Origin of the sequence: Sphingomonas leidyi (assembly GCF_011761945.1) — a bacterium.
GTDB classification, from domain to species: domain Bacteria; phylum Pseudomonadota; class Alphaproteobacteria; order Sphingomonadales; family Sphingomonadaceae; genus Sphingomonas; species Sphingomonas leidyi.
In genome coordinates this window covers 1,611,466-1,634,723 of the sequence record NZ_JAASQV010000001.1, presented here as the reverse complement: position 1 = coordinate 1,634,723, position 23,258 = coordinate 1,611,466, and the positions used below count along the sequence as shown (strand labels likewise).

Annotated in this window: 12 protein-coding genes; 3 read left to right on the top strand and 9 right to left on the bottom strand. The window is 62.8% G+C overall.

Features of this window, described 5'->3' with window-relative positions; genetic code table 11:
• Positions 1 to 475: 475 nt before the first annotated feature.
• The 3 genes from FHR20_RS07830 to FHR20_RS07820 are packed head-to-tail and all read left to right on the top strand — an operon-like array spanning position 476 to position 13,278.
• Positions 476 to 11,134, top strand: coding sequence for a YDG domain-containing protein (locus tag FHR20_RS07830; RefSeq protein WP_167298961.1), 10,659 nt, complete (start codon positions 476 to 478; stop codon positions 11,132 to 11,134).
• Positions 11,134 to 12,834: a ShlB/FhaC/HecB family hemolysin secretion/activation protein gene (locus tag FHR20_RS07825; protein ID WP_167298960.1), complete on the top strand. Its 1,701-nt coding sequence runs from the start codon at positions 11,134 to 11,136 to the stop codon at positions 12,832 to 12,834. Before FHR20_RS07830 ends, FHR20_RS07825 begins: the two co-directional genes overlap by 1 nt.
• Positions 12,835 to 12,867: 33 nt before the next feature.
• Positions 12,868 to 13,278: a hypothetical protein gene (locus FHR20_RS07820; RefSeq protein ID WP_167298959.1), complete on the top strand. Its 411-nt coding sequence runs from the start codon at positions 12,868 to 12,870 to the stop codon at positions 13,276 to 13,278.
• Positions 13,279 to 13,397: 119 nt separating this feature from the next.
• On the opposite strand, the gene FHR20_RS07815 is transcribed toward FHR20_RS07820, so the two are convergent.
• The 9 genes from FHR20_RS07815 to FHR20_RS07775 all read right to left on the bottom strand — a co-directional run bounded on the left by FHR20_RS07815 (position 13,398) and on the right by FHR20_RS07775 (position 23,210).
• On the bottom strand, positions 13,398 to 13,976 hold the full coding sequence (locus tag FHR20_RS07815) for an Imm42 family immunity protein (protein WP_208413440.1): 579 nt from the start codon (positions 13,974 to 13,976) through the stop codon (positions 13,398 to 13,400).
• A gap of 2 nt (positions 13,977 to 13,978) precedes the next feature.
• Positions 13,979 to 16,546: an RHS repeat domain-containing protein gene (locus FHR20_RS07810; RefSeq protein WP_167298957.1), complete on the bottom strand. Its 2,568-nt coding sequence runs from the start codon at positions 16,544 to 16,546 to the stop codon at positions 13,979 to 13,981.
• A 23-nt stretch (positions 16,547 to 16,569) separates the two neighbouring features.
• Positions 16,570 to 18,447 carry a hypothetical protein gene (locus FHR20_RS07805; RefSeq protein ID WP_167298956.1) on the bottom strand — a complete coding sequence of 626 codons (1,878 nt, stop codon included), beginning with the start codon at positions 18,445 to 18,447 and terminating at the stop codon, positions 16,570 to 16,572.
• Between the two features lie 82 nt (positions 18,448 to 18,529).
• Complete coding sequence (locus tag FHR20_RS07800) at positions 18,530 to 18,769, bottom strand: hypothetical protein (protein WP_243857149.1); 240 nt, start codon at positions 18,767 to 18,769, stop codon at positions 18,530 to 18,532.
• Between the two features lie 751 nt (positions 18,770 to 19,520).
• Entirely contained in the window at positions 19,521 to 21,323 is a 1,803-nt protein-coding gene (locus FHR20_RS07795) for an acyl-CoA dehydrogenase C-terminal domain-containing protein (protein WP_167298955.1), read from the bottom strand.
• A gap of 17 nt (positions 21,324 to 21,340) precedes the next feature.
• Positions 21,341 to 21,760, bottom strand: coding sequence for a MerR family transcriptional regulator (locus FHR20_RS07790; RefSeq protein WP_167299423.1), 420 nt, complete (start codon positions 21,758 to 21,760; stop codon positions 21,341 to 21,343).
• A 204-nt stretch (positions 21,761 to 21,964) separates the two neighbouring features.
• Complete coding sequence (locus FHR20_RS07785; protein ID WP_167298954.1) at positions 21,965 to 22,471, bottom strand: hypothetical protein; 507 nt, start codon at positions 22,469 to 22,471, stop codon at positions 21,965 to 21,967.
• The gene (hisI, locus tag FHR20_RS07780; protein ID WP_167298953.1) at positions 22,468 to 22,824 is read right to left on the bottom strand and encodes a phosphoribosyl-AMP cyclohydrolase; all 357 of its coding nucleotides are present in this window, start codon (positions 22,822 to 22,824) and stop codon (positions 22,468 to 22,470) included. The genes FHR20_RS07785 and hisI overlap by 4 nt, the downstream gene beginning before the upstream one ends.
• A 131-nt stretch (positions 22,825 to 22,955) precedes the next feature.
• Complete coding sequence (locus FHR20_RS07775) at positions 22,956 to 23,210, bottom strand: DUF7218 family protein (protein ID WP_167298952.1); 255 nt, start codon at positions 23,208 to 23,210, stop codon at positions 22,956 to 22,958.
• Between the last annotated feature and the right edge of the window lie 48 nt (positions 23,211 to 23,258).

Sequence of the window (23,258 nt, the reverse complement as noted above, 5' to 3'; positions counted from 1 at the left end):
GGCCTGGAGCACATTATGTGCTCTAGAAGGCGTCACCGTTTCCCGGCGGCCGATGCTCGACGTGCGTGAGACGATCCGCGCGAAGCCTCCCGGCTCAGGGGCGACTCTTCCTTTGTCCTGAATATGATGAACATTGCGGACGCGATAAAAATCTCGGTTCCGCAGGAACTTCAAGCATCTCTCTAGGTTTGCTTGAATAGGGGCGTTCTTCCCTACAGCATATGTGAACAAAACCGATACGAAGCGGAGGTTGCTGATGACCCGCGTTGTTTCGTGCCGTGTAGCTCTGTTGGGCAGCAGTACACTTGCTCTTCGAGATCAGGCACGAAGCGGGCGAAGGCAGGCGGCCGCGCTGCTTGGCGCGGCGATACTCCTGGCGACCGCGGTACCGGCTTTCGCACAAAGCGCTCCGCCCCTGCCGAGCGGCGGCGTGTTCACTGCGGGGAGCGGCACGATCCAACCCGGTCCGTCGACGATGACGATCACTCAGAGCTCGGATCGCGGGGTGATCGACTGGCATGATTTCTCGATCGCTGCCGATCATCAGGTCTCGATCCTCAACGGCAGCGGCGCCACGCTCAACCGGGTGAATGGCGGCACGTTGTCGCGGATCGACGGCATGCTGACCGCGACGGGATCGGTCTATCTGATGAACCCGCATGGCGTGGTCGTCGGCCCAGGCGGGCAGGTAATCACCGGCGGCAGCTTCATCGCCTCGACCCGGGCGATCGACGGCGATGTGTTCATGGCCGGCGGCGCGCTGACGGCGAAGGGCAGTTCCGACGGCGCGATCGTCAATGCCGGATCGATCGTCTCAAGGACTGGTAGCGTGGTGATGATCGCTCGCGCGGTGGAGAATAGCGGCTCCATCGTGGCCGGGCAGGGCCATGTAACGCTGGCGGCCGCCGACGAGGTGCTGCTCGCCGCCACCGATGGCAAGTCGGACGGCATCTATGTCTCCATCGCCGGCGGGCGTGGCGACGTGACCCAAACCGGCCGGATCGAAGCCGCTTCGGTCGCGCTGCGCGCGGTGAACGGCAACATCTTCGCGCTCGCCGGCAATCGCGACGGACTGATCCAGGCCACCGGATCCGCGACGATCGATGGTCAACTCTGGCTCACCGCGCCGCAGGGCAAGGTGGAAGTATCCGGCACGCTCAAGGCAGTGAACGCCGATGGCAGCGGCGGGCGGATCGGCGTCAACGGCCATGAAATAATCCTGGCGGGAACCGCCAACCTGTCCGCGGTGGGCACGCGTGGAGGACAGGTGCTGGTCGGCACGTCCGGCTATGGCACCGGCGAGGGGCTGGCCTACAGCACTGCGATCGCGGATGGCGCGCGGATCAGCACCGGCGGCCCGGGCGGGGGCGGGCTGATCGAGACGTCGGGGCATCGCTTCGATCTCGGCGCGGCCACGATCCTGCCGGGCGCCGGCGGCACCTGGCTGATCGATCCGGATGACCTGGTGATCGATGCCGCCGCAGCGACCGGGATCGTGACCTCGCTCAATGCGGGCGGCTCTACGGTCATGGTGCAAACCACCGCCGGCGGGACCGGCGGGGTGGGCGATATCACCGTCGCTTCGCCGATCGTCTGGACCCAGCCGACAGGCAACCTCACCATCGATGCCTATCGAAATATCGCGATCAATGCCGCGATCACCGGACCGGGAGACATCACGCTCAACGCGCGGGGCGCGCTAAGCGTGGGCGCGGCCGTTTCGGGTCGAGCAGTGCTTGCGCAGATCGCTGGCGCAGTGACGATCAACGCCGGGGGATCGCTGAGCGGCACTGGCAATGTCGACATTGTGGGCGCCAGCTTCACCAATCTGGCTGGGGCAGGCGCTGTTAGCTCGAGCGGCGGCACCTGGTCCATCGTGAGCGACGATGCCGCCAATTCGAGCGACGGCGGCCTGACGCCGGATTACTATCTCTACGACTATCTCAACGCCACCGGCGCGCCGACGACTGGCAACAGCCGCAAATATCGTGAGGCGCCCAGCGTCAGTTTCACGCTCGGCGCAGTCACCAAGACCTATGACGGCACGCCCGACATCGTGCTGGGCGCGAGCAACGTGAACCTGACCGGGTTGGTCAATGGCGACGATTTCACGCTCGACGGGGTCTACGCCTCGAAGAATGCCGGCAACGGGATCGAAGTGACTGCCAGCAACTTCCTGGCGAACCGCGGCGGCGTCCCGGTCTATGGCTATAGCGTCACCACGCCCATGGTCACCGCGGCGGTGGGCACCATCGACCGCGCGGCACTGACCGCCGGGATCATCGGCACACCGACCAAGACCTATAACGCGACCACGGCCGTCGCGCTCACATCGGCGAATTTCCAACTGACCGGCGTGGTCTCGGGTGAAAGCATCACGATCACCGGCGCGGCGAGCGCGGCCTATGACAGTGCCGGTGCCGGTTCCCGCACGGTCAACGCCACATTGCAGGCACCGAATTTCTCTGCGGGCAGCGGCACGCTGCTCACCAACTATATCCTGCCCACCACCGCAACCGGAGCGGGACTGATCAATGCGGCCAAGATCCTGATCAGCGGTGTGACCGCCAACGACAAGATCTATGACGGCAACACGACCGCTCTGCTCAATACTGCCCGCGCGACAATTTTCGGCGTGGTGCCCGGCGATACGGTGACACTCGATGCGGCCGGTGCCACCGGCGTGTTCGCGACGAAGAATGTCGGCAATGCGATTGCAGTCACGGGCACCGGCTTCGTGCTGAGCGGGGCGAGTGCGGGCAATTACGTCATCAGCCAGCCGACTGGCCTTGCCGCCAACATCACCCCGCGCGATATCCTGGTCACTGGCCTGGTCGCCAACGACAAGGTGTATGACGGCACGCGCTTCGCCTCAGTCAACGCCGATGGCCTGGTCATCAGCGGTATCGTCGTCGGAGACGACGTAATCCCGGTTGCCGGCACCGGTGCGCAGATCGCCTTTGCGCAAAAGGACGTAGGCAATGCGATCGGCGTCACCATCTCGGGCATCGGGCTGGGCGGCGTCGATGGCGGCAACTACAACCTCAACTTCGCCTCGAACCTGGCCGCCAATATCACGCCGCGGCCGCTGACGATCAGCGGCAACGCCATGCTGACCAAGGTCTATGATGGCACGACCAACGCCGTGGTCGATTCCTCGCAAGTCGGGCTCGGCAACCTTGTTGCTGGAGAGTCGATCTTCATCACCCAGGCATCGGGGGTGAATTATGCCTCGAAGAATGTCGGCATCTGGAACGTCGATGTCGCGCTGAATCCGTCCGATTACCAGGCCGGGCCGAACACGTTGCTTTCCAACTATATCCTGCCGACGCTTGGCACGATCCAGGGCGAAATCACGCCGGCGCCGCTGCATATCACGATCATCGGTAACCCGACCAAGACCTATGACGGCAACAACAGCGCTTCGCTGGGCCCGTCCAATTATCAGGTGGACGGCTTCATCACCGGCGAGGGCGCAGCGGTCAACCAGCCGAACGGCACCTATGCCTCTTCGGATGCCGGTGTGTGGACAGTCACTTCGGTGCTGAACGGCGGCAATTTCGATCCCTTCGCGGGCACGCTGATGTCGAACTACTATATTCCCGCGACGGCCACCGGCCTGGGGACGATCGTCCGGCGCAACCTTGGGCCGGGCGTGATCTATGTCGACATCACCGGCAATCCCACCAAGATCTATGACGGCAACAACATCGCGACGCTTGTGCCCGGCGACTATACGCTGGGCGGGTTCATCGCGGGTGAGGGGGCCATCATCACCCAGACGGTGGGCCAATATGGCGGCATCGATGCCGGCCCCCAGGCCGTGACGGTGCAGCTTGCCCCGGGCGACTTCAATCCCTCCCCTGGCACCAACCTCAACAACTACACGCTGCCCACGGTGGCGACCGGCATCGGCACGATCCTGAAGGCGCCGCTGAGCATCGCGATCACGGGCAATCCCACCCGTGTCTATAACGGTCAGACGCGCATCGGTCTCACCAATGACGTGTTCACCATCACCGGCGTGGTGGCGGGCGAGAGCGTCACGGTGACGCCCGGCAATATCGGCAATTTCGACAGCGACGATGCCGGCAACCGCACGCTCACCGTCAATTTCCCGAGCCAGGCCAATTTCATCGCCGGCGCGAACACCTTGCTCACCAACTACACGCTGCCCACGGTGGCGACCGGACCCGGCACGATCACGCCGGCACCGCTCAACGTCCTAAACGTTTCAGCGCTGAACAAGGTCTATGATCGGACGACCGCTGCCCAGCTGACGGGGGCCGCGAGCCTGTTCGGTGTCATCTCGGGTGACGATGTCGTGTTGAGCTCGGTGGGCTCGACCGGGACCTTCGCCACAGCGAATGTCGGCAACGGGATCGCTGTGACGGTGGCAGGTTACACGATTTCAGGTGCAGATGCCGCCAATTACCAGCTCTTCCAGCCGAGCGGAATCACCGCCAACATCACTCGGCGCGGGCTGACGATCGCAGGGCTGATCGCCAACGACAAACTCTATGACGGCAACACGACCGCTACGCTGGGCGGATCGCCCGTGCTCGTCGGCGTGCTGGGCGGCGACACGGTGATGCTCGATGGCGCCGCATCGACCGGCAGCTTCCTCCAGTCCAATGTCGGTGCTGATCTGCGGGTGAATATTGGTGGCTTCACCATCGCCGGCGCCCAGGCCGGCAATTATTCGCTCAGCCAGCCGACCGGGCTGACCGCCGACATCAATCCTGTGACGCTGATCGGTACGATCACCGGCAACCCGACCAAGACCTATGATGGCACGAGGAGCGTGTCGCTGGGTGCCGGTAATTATTCGCTGACCGGCTTCATCGCAGGCGAAGGTGGATCGATCGCCCAGTCCGCCGGTGCTGCCTATGACAGCGCCGATGCCGGTGGGCGCACGGTGACCGCAACGCTGGTGGTTTCCGATTTCGTCGCCAATGCCGGTACGCTGCTCAGCAACTACATCCTGCCCGGCACGATCTCCGGTGCGGGCACGATCAACCAGGCGATCCTGACCGCCGTGATCGTGGGCAACCCGACCAAGGTGTATGACGCGACCACTGTGGCGACACTGGGTGCCTCCAACTACGAGTTGGACGGCTTCGTCGCGGGCGAGGGCGCGACCGTCAATCAGACCGTGGGTGCCTATGGCGAGAAGAATGTCGGCACCCGCGGTGTCACCGCCACGCTTGGCGCGGGCGATTTCACCGCGAACAGCGGCACGCTGCTCTCCAACTATTTGCTGCCGGTCAGCGCGGCGGGCACCGGCACGATCACCCGGGCCCAGCTGCAGGTGATCGGCATTCTAGCCAACGACAAAGTCTATGACGGTGCAACCGTCGCGACGCTGAACAGCGCGGGCGGCGGCCTGTCGGGTCTTCTCGGCAGCGATGTCGTCACGCTGGTTTCGGGCGGTGCCAGCGGCACCTTCGCGACCAAGAATGTCGGCACCAACATCGCCGTTACCGCAACCGGCTACGGCATCACCGGTATCGATGCGCTGAACTACACGCTGCTGCAGCCGACCGGGCTGGCCGCGAATATCACCGAGGCGACGATCTCGCTCGCGTCGGTCATCAAGGTCTATGATGCGACTACCGGCCTGCCGACCGCAAACAGCGCCTATACGCTGAGCGGCGTCGTCGCCGGCGACACAGTGTTCGTCAACGCCGCGGGGATCACCGGCAATTATGCCGACAAGAATGTAGGCACCGGCAAGGGCGTCACCGTGTCGGGCGTCGCGATCGGCGGTGCGGACGCAGCGAACTATACGATCGCGACAACGGCCACGAACCAGAATATCGGCATCATCACCCCGGCGCGGCTCGATGTCGTCGGCGCTGTGGCGCAGCGCAAGACCTATGATCGCACCACCACGGCGCAGATCGACAACACCAATACCGCGCTCGCCACCGTCTATGCGGGCGACCTGGTGACTCTCAACCTGACGAGCACCGGCAATTTCAACAACGCCAATGCCGGCACCAACAAGCCTGTCAGCGCCACCGGATACAGCATTTCGGGCGCGGACGCCGGAAACTATCAACTGTTCCAGCCGGTCGGTCTCAGCGCGACGATCGATCCCAGACAGGTCTTCCTGATCGCGGTGCGCCGCGACTATACCGGCGATGTCACTCTGCCCACCGATGCCTCCGGCTATCTGTTCGACGGCGTGATCGCGGGCGACACGGTATCAGCTAATCTGGCGGGCATCGGCGGCGCCTATGCCGACAAGAATGTCGCTGGCTCGCTTTCGGGCACCACGGTGAACAACGGCATTCCGGTCACGGTGACCGGCCTGATGCTCGGCGGTGCCAGCGCCGGCAATTATTTCGTTGACCCGACCGTCGCCAGCCAGCCGATCGGCATTATCGATCCGAAGCAGCTCATTGCCACGATCGTCAACAATCCCACCAAGACCTATGACGGCAACGACGTCGCTACGCTGGCCACGGGCAACTACCAGATCACCGGCTTCGTCGCCGGCGAAGGTGCGACGATCAACCAGACCCTGGGCACCTACGGCTCGGTCAATGCCGGCACCCGGTCGGTCACGGCGACCCTGACGGCCGGCAATTTCGACGTCGCAGGCGCTACCGCGCTCTCCAACTATATCCTGCCGACCAGCGCCACCGGCAACGGCACGATCGATCCCCGGATGCTCACTGTCTCAGGGGTGATCGCCAGTAACAAGATCTATGACGGCAACACCGTCGCCACGCTCAACAACGCGGGCGCGACGCTCAACAACGTCGTGCCGGGTGACACCGTGGTGCTAAACAGCAGCACGGCGACCGGCCAGTTCGCTACCAAAAATGTCGGCACCGGCATCATCGTGACGGCATCGGGCTACACGCTCGATGACAATTCGTTCGGCAACTACACGCTGCAGCAGCCCGCCGGTCTTTCGGCGAACATCACCCAGGCACTGCTTACCCTCACCGGCGTGACCAAGGTCTATGACGGCACCATCGCGCTGCCGGGTACGGCGGTCGCGTATACGCTGAGCGGCATAGTGCCGGGCGATACCGTGACGATCGATACCGCGGCGGCGGTAGCGAGTGGCAGCTATGGCGACAAGAACGTCAACACTGCCATCCTTGTATCGATCGGCAATCTGCAGCTCACCGGCGCGGACTCGGGCAACTACTCGATCGCGCCGTCGATCACGAACCTGGGGATCGGCACGATCACCCGCGCGCCGCTGACCGCGGCGATCATCGGCACGCCGACGCGAACCTATGACGGCACGACGGGGGCCGCACTGCTTTCGTCCAACTATCAACTGACCGGGTTCGTCGCAGGTGAAAGCGGAACCGTGAGCCAGACGGTGGGCAGCTACAACTCCCCCGATGTTCTTACCGCCGCCACGGTTACCGCCAATATCAACGGCTTCATCGTCGCGGGCACCGGCACCGACCTGAACAATTATGACCTGCCGACCAGCGCGAGCGGCGCGGGCATGATCAATCCCGCAGCGCTGACGATCGCGATCATCGGCAGCCCGACCAAGATCTATGACGGTAACACTGCCGCGGCACTTGCCGGCGCCAACTATCAGCTGACCGGCTTCTTCCTGTCGGAAGGGGCGACGGTCACGCAAACGGCGGGCAGCTATGACGGTGCCAACGCGGGCGGGCACACGGTGACGACGACCCTCGCTGCGGGCGACTTCACCGCCAATGCGGGCACGCTGCTTTCCAACTATGTGCTGCCGACCAGCGCGAGCGGTGCGGGCCAGATCGACCAGCGGGCTCTCACCGCGGCAGTGATCGGCACGCCGACCAAGACCTATGACGGCAACACGATCGCCACGCTGCTCTCGTCCAACTATCAGCTTACCGGCTTCGTCACCGGCGAAGGCGCAACGATCACCCGGACCGGCGGCACCTATGCCGCTGCCAACGCCGGCAACCAGCTGGTCACCGTGTCGCTCGCCGCCGGAGACTTCGCCGCCAATCCGGGCACGCTGCTTTCCAACTATGTACTGCCCGGGGTTGCGACCGGGCCGGGGCTGATCAGCCGTGCGGTGCTCACCGCGCTGGTCATCGGCAACCCCAGCCGGGTCTATGACGGCACGGACGACGCCATCCTCGCCGGCACCAACTATCAGCTGACCGGCTTTGTCACGGGGGAGGGGGCGACTGTCACCCGGACAGCCGGCAGTTATGACTCGGTCAATGCGGGATCGCGAACGGTGGATGTGCTGCTCGCAGCGGGCGACTTCACCGCCAATGCCGGCACCGATCTCGCCAACTATGTGTTGCCGACCATGGCCACCGGCGCCGGCACGATCACCCAGGCGATGCTGACCGCTGCGATCATCAACACGCCGACCAAAATCTATGACGGCAATGCGATAGCCACGCTGACCAGCACCAATTTCGGCCTGACGGGTTTCGTCAGCGGCGAGGGCGCGGTGGTGACCCGCACCAGCGGCGCCTACAGCTCGGCCAATGCCGGATCCCGGAACGTGACGACGAATCTTCTGGCTAGCGATTTCACTGCCTCGGGCGGGACGCTGCTCAGCAACTATACCCTGCCCACCAGCGCCAGCGGCGCCGGGCTGATCAACCAGCGCGCGCTCACCGCCGCGGTGACTGGTGTTCCGGAAAAGGTCTATGACGGCACCAATCTCGCCACGCTGACTTCGGCGAACTACCAGCTCACCGGTTTCGTCGCAGGCGAGGGGGCGACGGTGACCCAGACGAGTGGCACCTATGCGTCGAGCGATGCGGGCTTCCGTCAGGTCACGGTTGGACTGGGCGCCGGAGATTTCGTCGCAAACTCGGGTACGTTGCTCAGCAACTACACTTTGCCGGTCGGCGCCAGCGGCGCCGGCCTGATCACGCGCGCGACCTTGACTGCGCTGATCATCGGCAATCCGACCAAGGTCTATGACGGTACGATCGGCATGCAGATCACCAGCGCGAACTATCAGCTGCTGGGGTTCGTGTCTGGTCAGGGTGCTACCGTCACCGAAACCACGGCGCGGTACAACATCGCCGATGCAGGCGTCCGCACGATCCTGGCCAGCCTTGGCAGCGCCGATTTCGTCGCCAATCCCGGCACGTTGCTGACCAATTATATCCTGCCGGTCAGTGCTTCCGGTATCGGCACGATCGATCGCGCAATGCTCACCGCCGCGATCGTCGGCAACCCGACCAAGGTCTATGACGGCAGCACCACCGCCACGCTGACTTCCGCCAACTACCAGCTCACGGGCTTCATCGGCAGCGAAGGCGCGACCGTCACCCAGACGGCGGGCACCTATGGCGGCGCCGACGCGGGCACCTGGACGGTGATGGCGGGTCTGTCCGCGGGGGACTTCACTGCGAACAGCGGGACACTGCTCTCCAACTATGTCCTGCCACTCAGCGCCAGCGGCACGGGAACGATCATCCAGGCCCAGATCCTGGCGGGGATCATCGGCACACCCAACAAGGTCTATGACGGGACGGATATCGCCACGCTGCTGAGCAGCAACTACCAGCTCACCGGTTTCGTCGCAGGCGAGGGGGCGACCGTGACCCGGACCATCGGCACCTATGCCTCCGCCAATGCCGGCTCGCGTGCCGTGAATGCCACGCTCACCAGCGGCGACTTCACCGCCAATGCCGGCACCAACCTGGCCAATTACATCCTGCCCACCAGCGCCACCGGCCCGGGGCTGATCAGCCAGGCAGCGCTCACCGCGATCGTGATCGGCATGCCGACCAAGGCCTATGACGGGACCACGCTCGCCACGCTCAATTCCGGCAACTACCAGCTAGGCGGCTTTGCGAGCGGCGAGGGGGCGGTAGTGAGCCAGGGCACGGGCAGCTATGCCTCGTCCAATGCCGGATCCTGGCTGGTGACCGCGCTGCTCGGCTCGGGGGACATCACCGCCAATGCGGGTACCGATCTCGCCAACTACATCCTGCCGACCAGCGCCATGGGGCCCGGAACGATCAATCGCGCAATGCTCACCGCTGCGATCATCGGCAACCCGACACGTATCTACAACGGCACCACCGCCGCCGCGCTAACCGCCGCCAATTACCAGTTGACCGGGTTCATCGCGGGCGAGGGAGCAACGATCGCTCAGGCGACGGGCAATTACGACACGCCCAACGCGGGCGCGCGCACCGTGACGGCGATCCTGGCGAGCCAGGACTTCGCGGCGAATGCGGGCACGCTGCTCGGAAACTATGTACTGCCCGTCAGCGCGAGCGGCGCCGGGCAGATCGACCGCGCCTTGCTGACAGCTGCGATCGTCAACACGCCGACCAAGACCTATGACGGCACGACGCTCGCCACGCTGACTGCCGGCAATTTCGCGCTTACCGGCTTCGTCGCCGGGGAAGGCGCAATGGTCACCCGCAATGCCGGGATCTACAGTTCCGCCAACGCCGGGGCGCGTACCGTCACTACCAGTCTGGTCGTTTCCGATTTCGCCGCGAACCAGGGCACGTTGCTGTCCAACTATATCCTGCCGGCCGGGGCGACCGGCGCGGGCCTGATCAACCGGGCCGACCTTGTGGTCACCGTCACCGGCAACCCCACCAAGCCCTTTGACGGTAACACCAGTGCCACGCTCGGCGCATGGGACTTCACCATCGGCGGCTTCGTACCGGGAGAAGGGGCGATCATCACCGAGACCCATGGCAACTATGCCAGTGCAAGGCCCGGGACTCATCAGGTGAGCGTATCCCTCGATCCCGGGGACTATTCGGCGAGCCAGGGCACTTTGCTCTCGAACTACAATCTGCCTTCGGTTGCGGTCGGCCCGGGCGAGATTACCCGGTCGGGCACTGCCTGCGCGGTCCCCTATGCCGCCGATTGCGAGCTCAACGGGCTGGCCCAACTGTTCGGCGTGCCGCGCTTCTACATCCCCTATCCCTCGGCCTACACGCCGTATTTCGCGCGGACCAACGGGCTTGCCGGCCTGCCGGGCGTGCTGCGCGAGGCGAGCGTCACTCCCATTCCGGGCGGCCTGCTGATCCGCACCGGCATGCCGACGATCAACTCGCCCGAGGCGATCCTGATGCAGGGTGAAGCGGGCAAGACCTTCACGATCCTCTTCCCGCCCGAGCAAACCCCAGCGCCGCTCGATCTTGAGGAGACCAAGCCCTGATGCGCCGCCTTGCATGCCTGTCGTTGGCCGCGCTCGCCGCCGCGACTCCCGCTGCCGCCCAGGATTTCAAGCGCGTAGTCCCGAAGCTGCCGCCGGCGCCGGCGCCGGCCGAGGTGAGGGTCCCCGATCAGGCCCCGCCGCCGGTGGACGATCAGACGGTGCTGGTGCCCGAGCTCAAGGGCGTTGTATTCGTCAACGGCACCGCGGCGGTTCAGCCTGTCGCCGACATGCCCGGCGGCCTGGCCGCACCGGATCTGCCGCTGCTTCAGACCCCCGAATTCGCTGCCCGCGTGCGATCCTATCTTGGTCGCCCGCTCACCCGCGCAGGACTGAACGCGATCGCCCAGCTGGCGCGTGACGCGTATCGCGCCGCGGAACAGCCTTTCCTGGAAGTCAGCGTGCCGCCGCAGAATGTGCAGTCGGGCGTAGTGCAGTTCGTAGTCACGCCCTACCGCGTCGGCGAGATACGCGTGACCGGCAACAAGCATTTCTCCGGCCGGCTGATTCGCGGGATGGGCGACTTGCACAGCGGTGAACAGCTCACGCTGCCGCGGCTGCGCAAGGCTCTTGACGACTATAACCAGAATCCCTTCGTCACGATCAATGCCATCGCCAGTCCGGGCGCGGAGACAGGGGTGACCGACATCAATCTCGAGGCGAAGGAGACCTTTCCGCTTCGCGTCTATGGCGGTTACGACAATCAGGGCACGGCGCTGCTGGGGCGCGACGAATGGTACGTTGGTTTCAACTGGGGGAATGTGCTCGGCACGGGGCAGATACTGTCCTACCAGTTCACCCGCAGCTTCAAGGGCCGCTATACCTCGCATTCGGTGAGCGACACCGTGCCGCTCGGCCCGGACGATCGGCTGCTGTTCTTTGGCGCCTATGCGATCCAGGATCCCGATCTCGGCCCGATCTTCAAGAGCAAGGGGCATTCGGGGCAGATCAGCGGCCGCTGGGCGCATGATTTGCCGGGCTCGACGCGCGTGAAGCATAACCTCCAGATCGGGGTGGATTACAAGCGCACCGACAACAACCTGGACTTTCTGGGTTTCCGCATCCTCGATTCCGCGGTGGAGATATTCCAGATTCCCGTCACCTATAACGGCACCTTCATTGATGGCGGCGGCCGCACCGTGGTCGACGCAAGCTGGACCTTCTCGCCGGGCGGAGTGACTGCGCACAACAAGGATGCAGCGCTCAACCTGCTCGTGCCCTATTCGGACGCGACCTATGGCTATGGCCGCATCTCGGTGACGCGCACCACTTTCCTGCCCAAGGGTGTCACTTGGATCGTGCGCGGCATGTTCCAGGGGGCGACGGGCAACCTGCCCAACAGCGAGCAGCTCGGTGGCGGCGGCATCGGAAGCGTGCGCGGCTATGATCCAAACACCGCGCTCGGCAGCGAAGGCCTGCTGCTCAGCACCGAGCTGCGCACGCCGGTCTTCCATCTGCTCGACAAGAAGATGGACGATTATCTCCAGTTCGGCGTGTTCGTGGACTATGCCAGCCTGTGGCAGCCCACGCCCTATCCCGATCTCCCGCATCGCGACGAACTGGCCAGCATCGGCTTCAACGTGAACTACGGGATCGGCCGGCATCTCGACCTGCAGCTCCAGGTCGGGCGCCAGCTGAAGCGGGCGCCGTTCGAGACCGAGAAGAAGACGCGGGCGTCGATCATCGCGACCATCGGGTTCTGAGCCGATGCCGTGCTATGCGGTGGGGCGATTGGGTTGTTGCTGCCTTTCATTGCCGCGCTGATGCTGGCGATCACCGGCATCACCTCGGTCGTGCATGCACCGGAGGCCAGCGTGACCGGCATCGAGCTGGCGATGACCCATGCTCCTGGCGACGCAGATGAAGTGCCGGCCCATGGCGGCAAGGATTATCCGCATCGCCATTCGATCTGTCACGGCCATGATCTGGCCGCGCCGATACGAGCGTTGAGGGCGCCCGGTTTCGATTGCGCCCGGCGCATCATCTACCTCATTGCCAGCGTCGCTGAGTGCGCGCGAAGTGGATACGCCGCTCCGTCCTCCTATCGCCTGACCGCTGCCGACGCGCCCTTTGTGGCGCGCCTGTTCACGTCAGGAGTTCCTTCTTGGACAATCGTCTCTTTTCAAACTTGCGCTTACAACCCGTGAAATCGATAATATATATTATGTAAATACCAATACCACATATGTCCATGTACATTGAGTACAGCCGGCCTCTCAGATCCGACAATAGCGACCGACCACAGCCAAACCTTTGAAGGAATCACTTATGATAAGCTATTGAGAAAAACTTTCCATTGGCCATCAAACTCTCGCGCCCAGGCACCAAGCGTTTCGTAAAACGTCTCTTGTCCCAATATTACATCGCTAATGCTATTCTCAAACTCGCCCTGCGTTTCTGCATTTACAAAAGCCGTTATTCGCACGCGTTGCTCATCGTCAACCTGCACGATGTGACTCCCATCATCAAATGCAGAGTCCCCATCTGGCGCCCACATTAGCGCATTGGCGTACAAGCTATCATCAATCTCCTTACTCCACTGAGCAGGAATTACACCACCCTCAAACCCTCGATTATAAATAGAGTTTGCGATATAAATCGATAGTTCTTTCGAATCAATCTTCGATGAAAAACTAAGCCTATGCTCACCCTCTTGGCTAATTCTCGATACGATCTCGTTATATGAATTGCCCATTACGCAAGCTCGCGGCTTTTTGACGCCATATTGCTTGCCTCCTACGTGGATCAGAAAATATCCTATGCCCATTTGACTCTTCTGCGCGACAAATTCGTCAACGTACGATTCTATCGCCAGCGTCTCCGGGTTTCCTACTAATATATGCATTATCAATCCCATTTTCTCTTAAGTATTTCGTTCGGGATATTTCTTAGCTGAATGGGATTATCTCCAGCAGTCGATCCATTCCAGTGCGTCTTTCCATTACTCGGGCGAGAAAATCTATGGAATACACCATCAGAATCCCTAGTCCAGCGCACGCCACTCTTGTCTGGAGCTGACTTGCTATACAATTCACGGACATTTTCCGGCTCAGGGCTCGAAGAATTCTTATGGTGTTTGGGGTTTGATTCCCTCTCAGCAGGCTTGTTACGTGGATCATTGTCATCGGGCGGCGGAGACGCAGATGCAGTACGGGCGGCAGATGCTTGGCGCCGTGCTTTAGTGGAAGGCTTTTCGGGCGGACCAATAATGTACAAGATCGCCGCACCACCCAAGGTAACAGCAGCCGTCGCCCCTGACCACACCACTGGAGCTGCCTCGGCCACCGCGATCGCGCATGGAATTATAAGCGGGCCAGCACAGGTTCCTGTCGGGTCTGTGTGATTTGTGGGATCGTTCCCGACATATGCATAGAGGTTGACCTGATCCTTGTAGCCGATGGGATCTGTCTGGAGGAAGCGTCCGAGCATGGGCGCGTAGATGCGGGCCTTGTAGTAATACATGCCCAGCTCGGGGATCCAGGCCTGGCCGGTATATTGGAACCGCCCGCCATTGGCCGCGCCCGGCACCCCATATTCGTCATAGCTGTTGACCTGCACCACCGTGCCGCTCGCATCCGCGGTCGCGATGATCGAGCCCTGGTAGTCCGAATAGAGATAGAGCGGCGCAGACACCCCGGCGCCGTCATACCGCACGACCGGGTCGTCATCGCCCGCGCCGTGGACATAGCGGCGCAGCATCGTGCCCGCGCCGTCATATTCCGCCACTAGCTCGTCACCATCGTACAGGAACCGCGTGTCGCTGCTGCCGCTATAAACCCGCTGGAGCCGCCCCAGCGGATCATACACCAGATTGGCCCCCGACGAGGTGACGACCAGCCGGTTCTCCGCGTCATAGCTATACGCGATCCCGCCGTCCGACGTCAGGTTGCCGTTCGCATCATAGCCATAGCCGTTGGCGTTGACCGACGTGTAGCGATTGAGCCCGTCCGCCACATAGGCGCGATTGCCCGGCACGAAGCCGCCATAGGCATAGGGCGCGCCATTGTCGCGATCCCTCCTGACGATCTGGCCGGCCGGATTATAGCCATAGCCGGTGTAGAGATTATGCGTGCCCGCGCTCGCCCCGAAGATCTGATACTCCCCCGCCAGCCGCCCGATCCCGTCATAGGAATAGTTCGTGTACCCCGCCCCGTGCCACAGATTGCCCCGATTACCCTCCGGACGGAACGTCGTGTCCATGATCCCGACCAGGCTGTTCACATTGGTGTGCACCAGCCGGTTGAGACCGTCATAGGCCGACGCGAACCAGGTGCCGTCCGGATGCGTCACCCGCGTCCGGTTGCCATCGGCGTCCCGCACATAGCTCAGCGTCCGGCTCACCCCGCCCATGCTCGTCGTGCTGCTGGCCAGCCGCCCGAAGCCATCATAAGCGTTGGTCACCGCATCGGCACCGCTCGCGCTGTCGAACCGCGCCGCTGTCTGCAAGCCGCGCAGATCGTAGCTGTAATAGACGCTGCGCACCATCGAGGCGGGGACGTTGGTGCAGGCATAGCCCGCCACGCATGCGGTCGGCACGATCTTCGCCGTCATCCGGTTGAGCGCGTCGAACGTGTAGCCGAACACCCGTCCGTCGCGCTTCCTCAGCGAGGTGCGGTTGCCGTTCGCGTCATAGCCATATTCCTCCCGGTCATTGGTGTTGACCGCGCCCGCAGTCGCCAGCGCATTGGCCGGGGTCGAAGGATTGTAGCCGCCCGGCGCGCTCGCCGAGGGGAATTGCCACTGCACCTGCCGGCCATGCCCGTCATAGACCAGCCGCGCCCTGTTGCCGTTCGCGTCAATGACATATTCCTGCTTGCCCGTCTGCGTGTAACTGTAGGTGACATAGGCCTGTTCAAGGCTCGTCCCCACGGCCTTGCGTACCTGCAGCAGTTGGCCGCCCAAGTCGTAAATATTCTTGGTGATGCGATCCTGGCCCTGGCTGCCTTGCGCTCCTAGTGTGCAGGCATCCGGCAACGATCCGCCAAACTGACTCGAATTCATGCGGACGGCCGTGCAGTCCAGTCGGCCGAGTATGTCATAACTATATTGCGTGACTGAATAGATCGACCCGCTACTCACGGTTTCCCTGATCTTTCGTCCGAGGCCATCGTAGAGATAGTCGACCCGCTTGCTCACACTGAAGTTAGGCCAGTCCGCAGGCGCAACGCTGGCGCTTGGCCAAGCGTTCAACTCTCCTTGCTCGACGCTCGTCAGCCGATCGGCGGAATCATACGTGTAGCGGATGCCATAATTGTGAAGTGGCCCTGCTCCATCCGGATCGGGCTGCATCTCTCCCGTCTTGCGCCCCGCAGAATCATACCGCGTATCGAAGGTGAAGGCGGGACTATCCTGGGTTTGCCCGATGTCGGGCAGAAACAGGAGGCAGCAAAGCGCCGCCTTGAGTGCAAATCGCATAGGAGCTCCGGACGGCAGCGCGTTCACAGGCACGAACCTCCGGTACCACGCGGACTGGTCTGGCTAATGATGTCGCCGCGATAGTTATGGACGTAGCAGGTTCGCAGTGTCTGCCCGTCGGCGGTAACCGCGGTGCCACGCAACATCAGGTTGTTAGCCGTTCCATCGCTGCCATAGTCATAGCTGGTGATCACCTCGTCGGCCGGGCCACCCGCGCAGCCATTGGCAACCGTCGCCGTAGTCCTGCAAACCCGCTCCTCGGTCAGCAGCCAGACCGGCTCTGTAGCCTGACTGAACCCTCCGCTTGCGTTCTTCAGCCACGGATAGCGTTGAGCATAGGCATAGCGGGTCACCGGCGAGATTCCGTTCACCGCTGGCATCGTCTTCGCTAGGATGCCGCCATGGTTCTGATCATAGGTGTAGGTAGTGACCGCGCCGCGTGCATCGGTAACGGTCAATGGCTTGTTGCAGGTCCTGGGGTTCGCGCATTCGCCCGGATAGGTAGCGTTGATCTCATAAGCCGGATCGCTCGACCCTGTCTGCGGAACGAAGCGCAATTTGGTAATGTTGTTCCGCCAGTCGCGCTGATATTCGCGCACCGTTCCATCCGGCTGGCTGTCTGACAGTATACGGAAATCCTGCCGGATATAGCTATCCAGGCCTTGCCCATAGGTACGGCCGAGCGTGTCGGTGATCCACTCGACTGCGCCGAATGCCAAATTTCCTGAAGCGCTATAGCTGGTTCCAAGAGGGCCATAGACATACATCATGCTATATGCAGTGATGCGTCCCTCCTCCATGGTTCTCCAATAAGTATAATCCCAAGTACCTCCGCCCTTCGTGACGGATGAAACGTGACGAATATTGTAGCCGTCATTATCATTTCCCGCAGCGGCATAGGTATAGCTGACTTCCGATCCTGGCACACCAGCATCTTCGACTTTCTGAATATCGGCCGATATGGGGCTGCCGGGAGCGAATGTGATCTTCCGACCCTGTGTCTGTCCCTTGCGGCGAAACATCACGCTCCGCTCGCTGTTACTGGAGACGAAATCAACATAGTCGAGCGCGGTAGTGGTGTTCGAGCACAAGGCCATCGCGCTCTCATCGCAATAGACCTGAGCCTTGTTGAAGGACAGCACGCGAGCCACCCCGCCCCAGGCCGGCTGCGTCACATCATCGGACCGATATTGGATCTCGATCGTCACGCCGCGGCTGGAACTAAACGATCGCGGGCGCATGCGGAGCGTCTGCGCAGCGGAATCGAAGGCCGTCTGGATATAAAAACGCCAGACTTCGCCGTTCGGAAATTGGATCCGATCCGGATATCGGAGCCCAGGCGAATTCAGCGGATGCACTCTGGTACCGTCCGCGGTGTAATATCCCTCGCCGCGAGCAGTGTTGCTCAAATAGATAATATTCGTCGGGCCGATGCTCGGGAGATAGGTTGAGCCATCCGAATTGGTCATTAACCAACTGTAGCCACCGCGAGTCATTCCGCCGCCTACGGGAGTACTGACTGCGTTCACCGCACCGATACTCTCTGAATAGAAGGCATTCTCCGCAAAATCAAAATTATGCGGCAAGCCAAATCTTTGAATGTCACTGAACGAAAGCGCTACGTCACCGGGTTGGGTGATATCTAGCTTCAGCTCGAGCGCAGTCAGATCTTTGCTGAAACTTAGCAACGGAATCTCGATATGTGCCTTGCCGGACACCATATCTACCCCGTTCTCGTCCAGCGTGCTGATGGCGGGCTTGATGGCGGTTAGATATTGATAGGGATTTTCTTGTGCAAGCGCCACACCGCCAGGCATAAATCCAAATATAGCAATGCTTGCAAAAAACTTCGAACCGCATTTCCTTGAGCACAGGTCGCGATTTATGAATTCTAATAGCATTACTACCCCTGAATGCATGAATATACGCTGATAAACGCCACCATTTCTCGTTGAATTGAAGAATTCTACGAGATTATCGCAGTCAATGCGCTCCCGTGACGTTGACATTGGCGCGGTTACCGGCCTTGTCGTAGCTATAATTGCTGACGATTCCGTTGTTCACGCCGCCTTCTTGCTCAACCTTCACCAACCGGCCCAGCGCGTCGTAGGTGTAGTTCGTCGTTTCGTTAGCCGGAGATGGCGCCGATGCTGTCGCGGCCAGCGCCCCAACCCCAAGCAGAATCGCCGTGGACATTGTCAAAACATGCTTGGCATGACGCATCGCTTCCCCCTTCGAAACGACCTCCCGGTATGCACTCTGATGCCGGGCGGAAACATCGCTCCAGCAACCATATCGCCCCATGCCATTTAGTCCACAGACGAAATGAACCTCCCCATCATATGTAGCTCTTGTCGGAAATGATCCGTCGTCCATCGTTCCCGCTACCGTTACCAGAAGCTTCCAACGGAAGGTGATGGTTGCCTCGTCAAAGGACAAACGAGCCTCGAATCTACCATGGCGTGATCGGTCACCGGCTGTGGTCATAAATGCTATTCTAGGCCGCCATCACTATACCCCCCGACCAGCGCCCGGGCATGCGCCGCTGCCATGCCGGGGCGCAGCCCAAGCGACAGCGCGAGCGGACAAGCCGCCGTCAGTTGCTCGCGCTGGCCACTGCGCACCACCAGCACGACCGGCCGCAGCGGTACGGCGAGAACCGGCACCGGTGCTGCGGCACCGCCGCGCGCGCCTTCGTCAGGCCGGTTAGGTATCCGTTTGTATCTACTGTGCTCGGCGCCTTCGGCGCTTGCGCTCGAGTGATTTGCAAAGTGCAGTGGCGCTTTGCAAATCACTCGAGCGCCTTGAACGAAGTGGACATGCGCCTAGTGTCTATGTCTTTGATTAAACAGGGTATGTACACGCTTTGGTATAGATAAATGTAAAATACAGACAGCTTCGAGAATGGGGCGTTACGCCCCTTTCCCCGGCCATCCGGCCCCCGGCCAAAGCCGGGGACCCTGGCGAAACGCGGTCATGCGGCGCGGAACAGCTCCGGATCGAGCGCCATCACCGTTTCGCTGCCCGCCTCGATCTTGCGACGCAGGCCGCTCGCGTCCGGAAGGAAGCGCTCGGCATAGAAGCGCGCGGTAACCAGCTTGGCCTCGTAGAAGCGGGTGTCGCCGCCGCCGGCGGCCAGCGCGGCGGCGGCTGCCCGGGCCATGCGCAGCCACATCAGCCCGAGCGCGACGGTGCCGGTAAGCTGCATATAGGGATAAGCGCCCGCGCCGACGTCATTGGGGTTCTTGAAGCCGTTCTGGGCGAGCCACATCGTCGCGCCCTGGAGATGGCCCAAGGCCTTTTCCAGGCCCTCCGCCAGCACGGCGAACCGGGCGTCGCCCTTGGCGGCGGCGGCTTCCTCGGCGACCAGCTTGAAAAAGGCCTGGACCGCGCGCCCGCCGTTCATGGCGAGCTTGCGGCCGACCAGGTCCATCGCCTGCACGCCGTTGGTGCCCTCATAGATCATCGAGATGCGGGCATCGCGGACATATTGCTCCATGCCCCATTCGGCGATGTAGCCATGGCCGCCATAGACCTGCTGGCTGTCGGTCGCGACCTTGTAGCCGATATCGGTGCCGACGCCCTTGATCACCGGCGTGAGCAGGCCGACCAGATCGGCGGCGAGCTGGCGCTCCTCCTCGGTGCCGGCGGCATGTTCCAGATCGACCTGGAGCGCCCCCCACAGGCAGAGCGCCCGCAGCGCCTCGGTCTGCGCCTTGGCCTCCATCAGCATGCGGCGCACGTCCGGGTGGACGAACAGCGTGTCGGCCTTTTCGTTCGGCTCCTGCGGGCCGGTGAGCGCGCGGCCCTGGCGGCGGTCATGCGCATATTGGACGGCGTTCTGAAGGGCGACCTCGCCCACGCCCAGGCCCTGGAGGCCCACGCCCAGGCGCGCCGCGTTCATCATGATGAACATGGCGGCGAGGCCCTTCATCTCCTCGCCGACCAGCCAGCCCGTGGCTCCGTCATAGTTCATCACGCAGGTCGAATTGGCGTGGATGCCCATCTTGTGCTCGATCGAGCCGCACGAAACGGCGTTGCGCGCGCCGAGCGAGCCGTCGTCGTTGACCAGGAACTTGGGCACCACGAACAGCGAGATGCCCTTGCTGCTCTCCGGCGCGCCCGGGGTCTTGGCAAGGACGAGGTGGATGATGTTCTCGGTCAGGTCGTGCTCGCCCGAGGAGATGAAGATCTTGGTGCCGGTGATGCTGAACGAGCCGTCCGCCTGGGGCTCGGCCTTGGTCTTGATCAGGCCGAGATCGGTGCCGCACTGCGGCTCGGTGAGGTTCATCGTGCCGCCCCACTCGCCCGCGACCATCTTGGGGACGTATTTCTCCTGCTGCTCGGGCGAACCCTTGACCAGCAGCGCCGCGACGGCGCCATGGGTGAGGCCCGGATACATGGCGAACGCCATGTTCGAGGAGATCATGAACTCCTGAAAGGCCGTGGAGATGACGTGCGGCATCCCCTGCCCGCCGACCGCCTCGGGAAAGCTGAGCGTGCCCCAGCCGCTCTCGACGAACTGGGCATAGGCCTGCTTATAGCCGTCCGGCGTGGTGACGCTGCCGTCGTCATGGCGGGTGCAGCCCTGCTGGTCGCCCGAATGGTTGAGCGGGAACAGCACTTCGGCGACGAACTGGCCGCCCTGCTCGAGCACCGCGTCGACCGTGTCCGGCGTCGCATTCTCGAAGCCCGGAAGATTGGCGTAGCGATCGAGGCCGATCACCTGCTCGAGAATGAAGCGCGTGTCGCGCACCGGCGGAGTATATTGGGGCATTTCAGGTTCCTCGGGGGCTAGTCGCTGCTTTTGAGCAGCTCGACGAATTGCTGGAGCTCGGCGATGTGCGCGTCGATGTCGCGCTTCTGGTTCTCGAGCAGGCCGATCCGCTCGAGGCAGCGTTCGAGCGTGACCTGCACCTGGGTACGGCGGCCGTCGCCGACATCGTAGAGATCGATCATCTCGCGGATCTCGGCCAGGCTGAAGCCGACGCGCTTGCCGCGCAGGATCCAGGCGAGCCGCGCGCGATCGCGGTGCGAATAGATCCGGGCGGTGCCGCGGCGCTCGGGCGCGATCAGGCCCTCATCCTCATAGAAACGCAGCGCCCGCGGCGTGACCGAGAATTCGGCGCACAGGTCCGAAATGGTGAAGGCGTCGCGATCCGGACGCGATTCGATCGGCGCCAGGGCCTCGAGCGGAAAGGCTGGTGCGTTCATGGGCATGGAAACTACCTTCCCTTTACGTGAACGTCAACTCTTTGGGCGCCGAAAGGCCGCGGAGGTCGCGACCCCATCCTCTCGCCTCGCCGTTCGGCATGCGCGGATGCGCCGCCCACAAGGGGCGCGGCAGGATCCATGTTCGCGCATCGACATGACGCGCGTGTTTCAGGGGAAATCGCGGTGGGGAATATGCGTCTCCCTCTAGCCGCCCCCGCAGAGCCTGCGCCCATTGGCGTCGCGCATCGCCGATGCCTCGGCGGCCGATTCGCTCAGCCGGACGACTTCGAGGCCGGCATAGGAGGCGCGCCTGGCGCAATAGCGGTTGCAGCCGTCAGGCAGCGCGCCCGGAAAGGCGATCTTGTCGCCATCATATTTCGCGTCGAACGAGCAGCTGCCGTCCTCGCCCAGCTCGATATGGAGCGACTCCCCTACCCGGCTCGCCCGGCCGGAGCCGCTGCAGGTGATCCGGTCGCCATAGTCGACGAAGGCGCCGATCCGGTAGCCGAGCTGCTCGTCGGGGACGATGCAGATGCGATCGGTGTCGCGGGCATAGAGGCCGGCGATATCGGTATCGGCGGGGTTGCGGATCAGGCCGCGCTCGATAGCGGCCTTCTCCAGGTCCTGGGGAGGCTGGGGCTTGTCGGCCTGCTTGGCGCCGCCGGAGCAGGCCGCCACGAGCAGCGCGAGGAACAGCCCGGCGCGCTTCATTTGCGGACGAGCTTTCCGCCCTCGATTGCGCGGTAGAAGCAGCTGGGCGCGCCGGTATGGCAGGCGGGGCCGCGCGGTTCGACCTTGAGCCAGACGCAATCCTGATCGCAATCGATGCGGGCCTCGACCACCTTGAGGACATGGCCCGAGGTCTCGCCCTTCTTCCAGAGCCTGCCCCGGCTGCGCGACCAGAAGGTCGCCTCGCCGCTGTCGAGCGTCGCCTGGAGCGCCTCGGCATTCATGTGCGCGACCATGAGCACCGTGCCGTCGGGCGCGGTGCAGACGGCGGTGATCAGGCCGGCCGCGTCATATTTCGGGTCGAGCAAGGTGCCCGTTTCGCGATTGGTGTCCACGCCAGATATCTAGCGTGCCAGGCCCCCATCGTCATCCCCGCCAAGGCGGCGATCCGGGGTAGCGACGCGACGTCGCGCGTGGCTCCGGCTCCCCGTCTTCGCGAGGATGGCGTTCAAGGGGTGGATGGCGGTCATCCATGCTCCCGGATCGCCTTCGCCAGCGCGCCCTTGTCCATCCCCGAGCGGCCTTCGATGCCGATCTCCTTCGCCTCGTCGTAGAGTTGCTTCTTCGAGCGGCTCTCCAGCGTGCCACCGGGATGGTGGAGCGTGCCCGCCGCCTGGGCGTTGGCGATTCGCGCCGCCTTTTCCTTCGAGGCGCCTTCGTCGCGGAGTTTCTCGTAGAGTTCGCCGTTCCTGATCTGCGGTCCGTGGTCGTGCCCAGGCATGGATCGTCTCCTTCTGCCCTGAAAAACCAACGAAAAACCCAGCAAGTT

What these genes read in the sequence shown, in the direction of transcription:
- FHR20_RS07830 (WP_167298961.1), top strand. Translation starts at nt 476, where the DNA reads ATGACGATCACTCAGAGCTCGGATCGCGGGGTGATCGACTGGCATGAT.
- FHR20_RS07825 (WP_167298960.1), top strand. Translation starts at nt 11,134, where the DNA reads ATGCGCCGCCTTGCATGCCTGTCGTTGGCCGCGCTCGCCGCCGCGACT.
- FHR20_RS07815 (WP_208413440.1), bottom strand. Translation starts at nt 13,976, where the DNA reads ATGCATATATTAGTAGGAAACCCGGAGACGCTGGCGATAGAATCGTAC.
- FHR20_RS07810 (WP_167298957.1), bottom strand. Translation starts at nt 16,546, where the DNA reads ATGCGATTTGCACTCAAGGCGGCGCTTTGCTGCCTCCTGTTTCTGCCC.
- FHR20_RS07805 (WP_167298956.1), bottom strand. Translation starts at nt 18,447, where the DNA reads ATGCTATTAGAATTCATAAATCGCGACCTGTGCTCAAGGAAATGCGGT.
- FHR20_RS07800 (WP_243857149.1), bottom strand. Translation starts at nt 18,769, where the DNA reads ATGCGTCATGCCAAGCATGTTTTGACAATGTCCACGGCGATTCTGCTT.
- FHR20_RS07795 (WP_167298955.1), bottom strand. Translation starts at nt 21,323, where the DNA reads ATGCCCCAATATACTCCGCCGGTGCGCGACACGCGCTTCATTCTCGAG.
- FHR20_RS07790 (WP_167299423.1), bottom strand. Translation starts at nt 21,760, where the DNA reads ATGAACGCACCAGCCTTTCCGCTCGAGGCCCTGGCGCCGATCGAATCG.
- FHR20_RS07785 (WP_167298954.1), bottom strand. Translation starts at nt 22,471, where the DNA reads ATGAAGCGCGCCGGGCTGTTCCTCGCGCTGCTCGTGGCGGCCTGCTCC.
- FHR20_RS07775 (WP_167298952.1), bottom strand. Translation starts at nt 23,210, where the DNA reads ATGCCTGGGCACGACCACGGACCGCAGATCAGGAACGGCGAACTCTAC.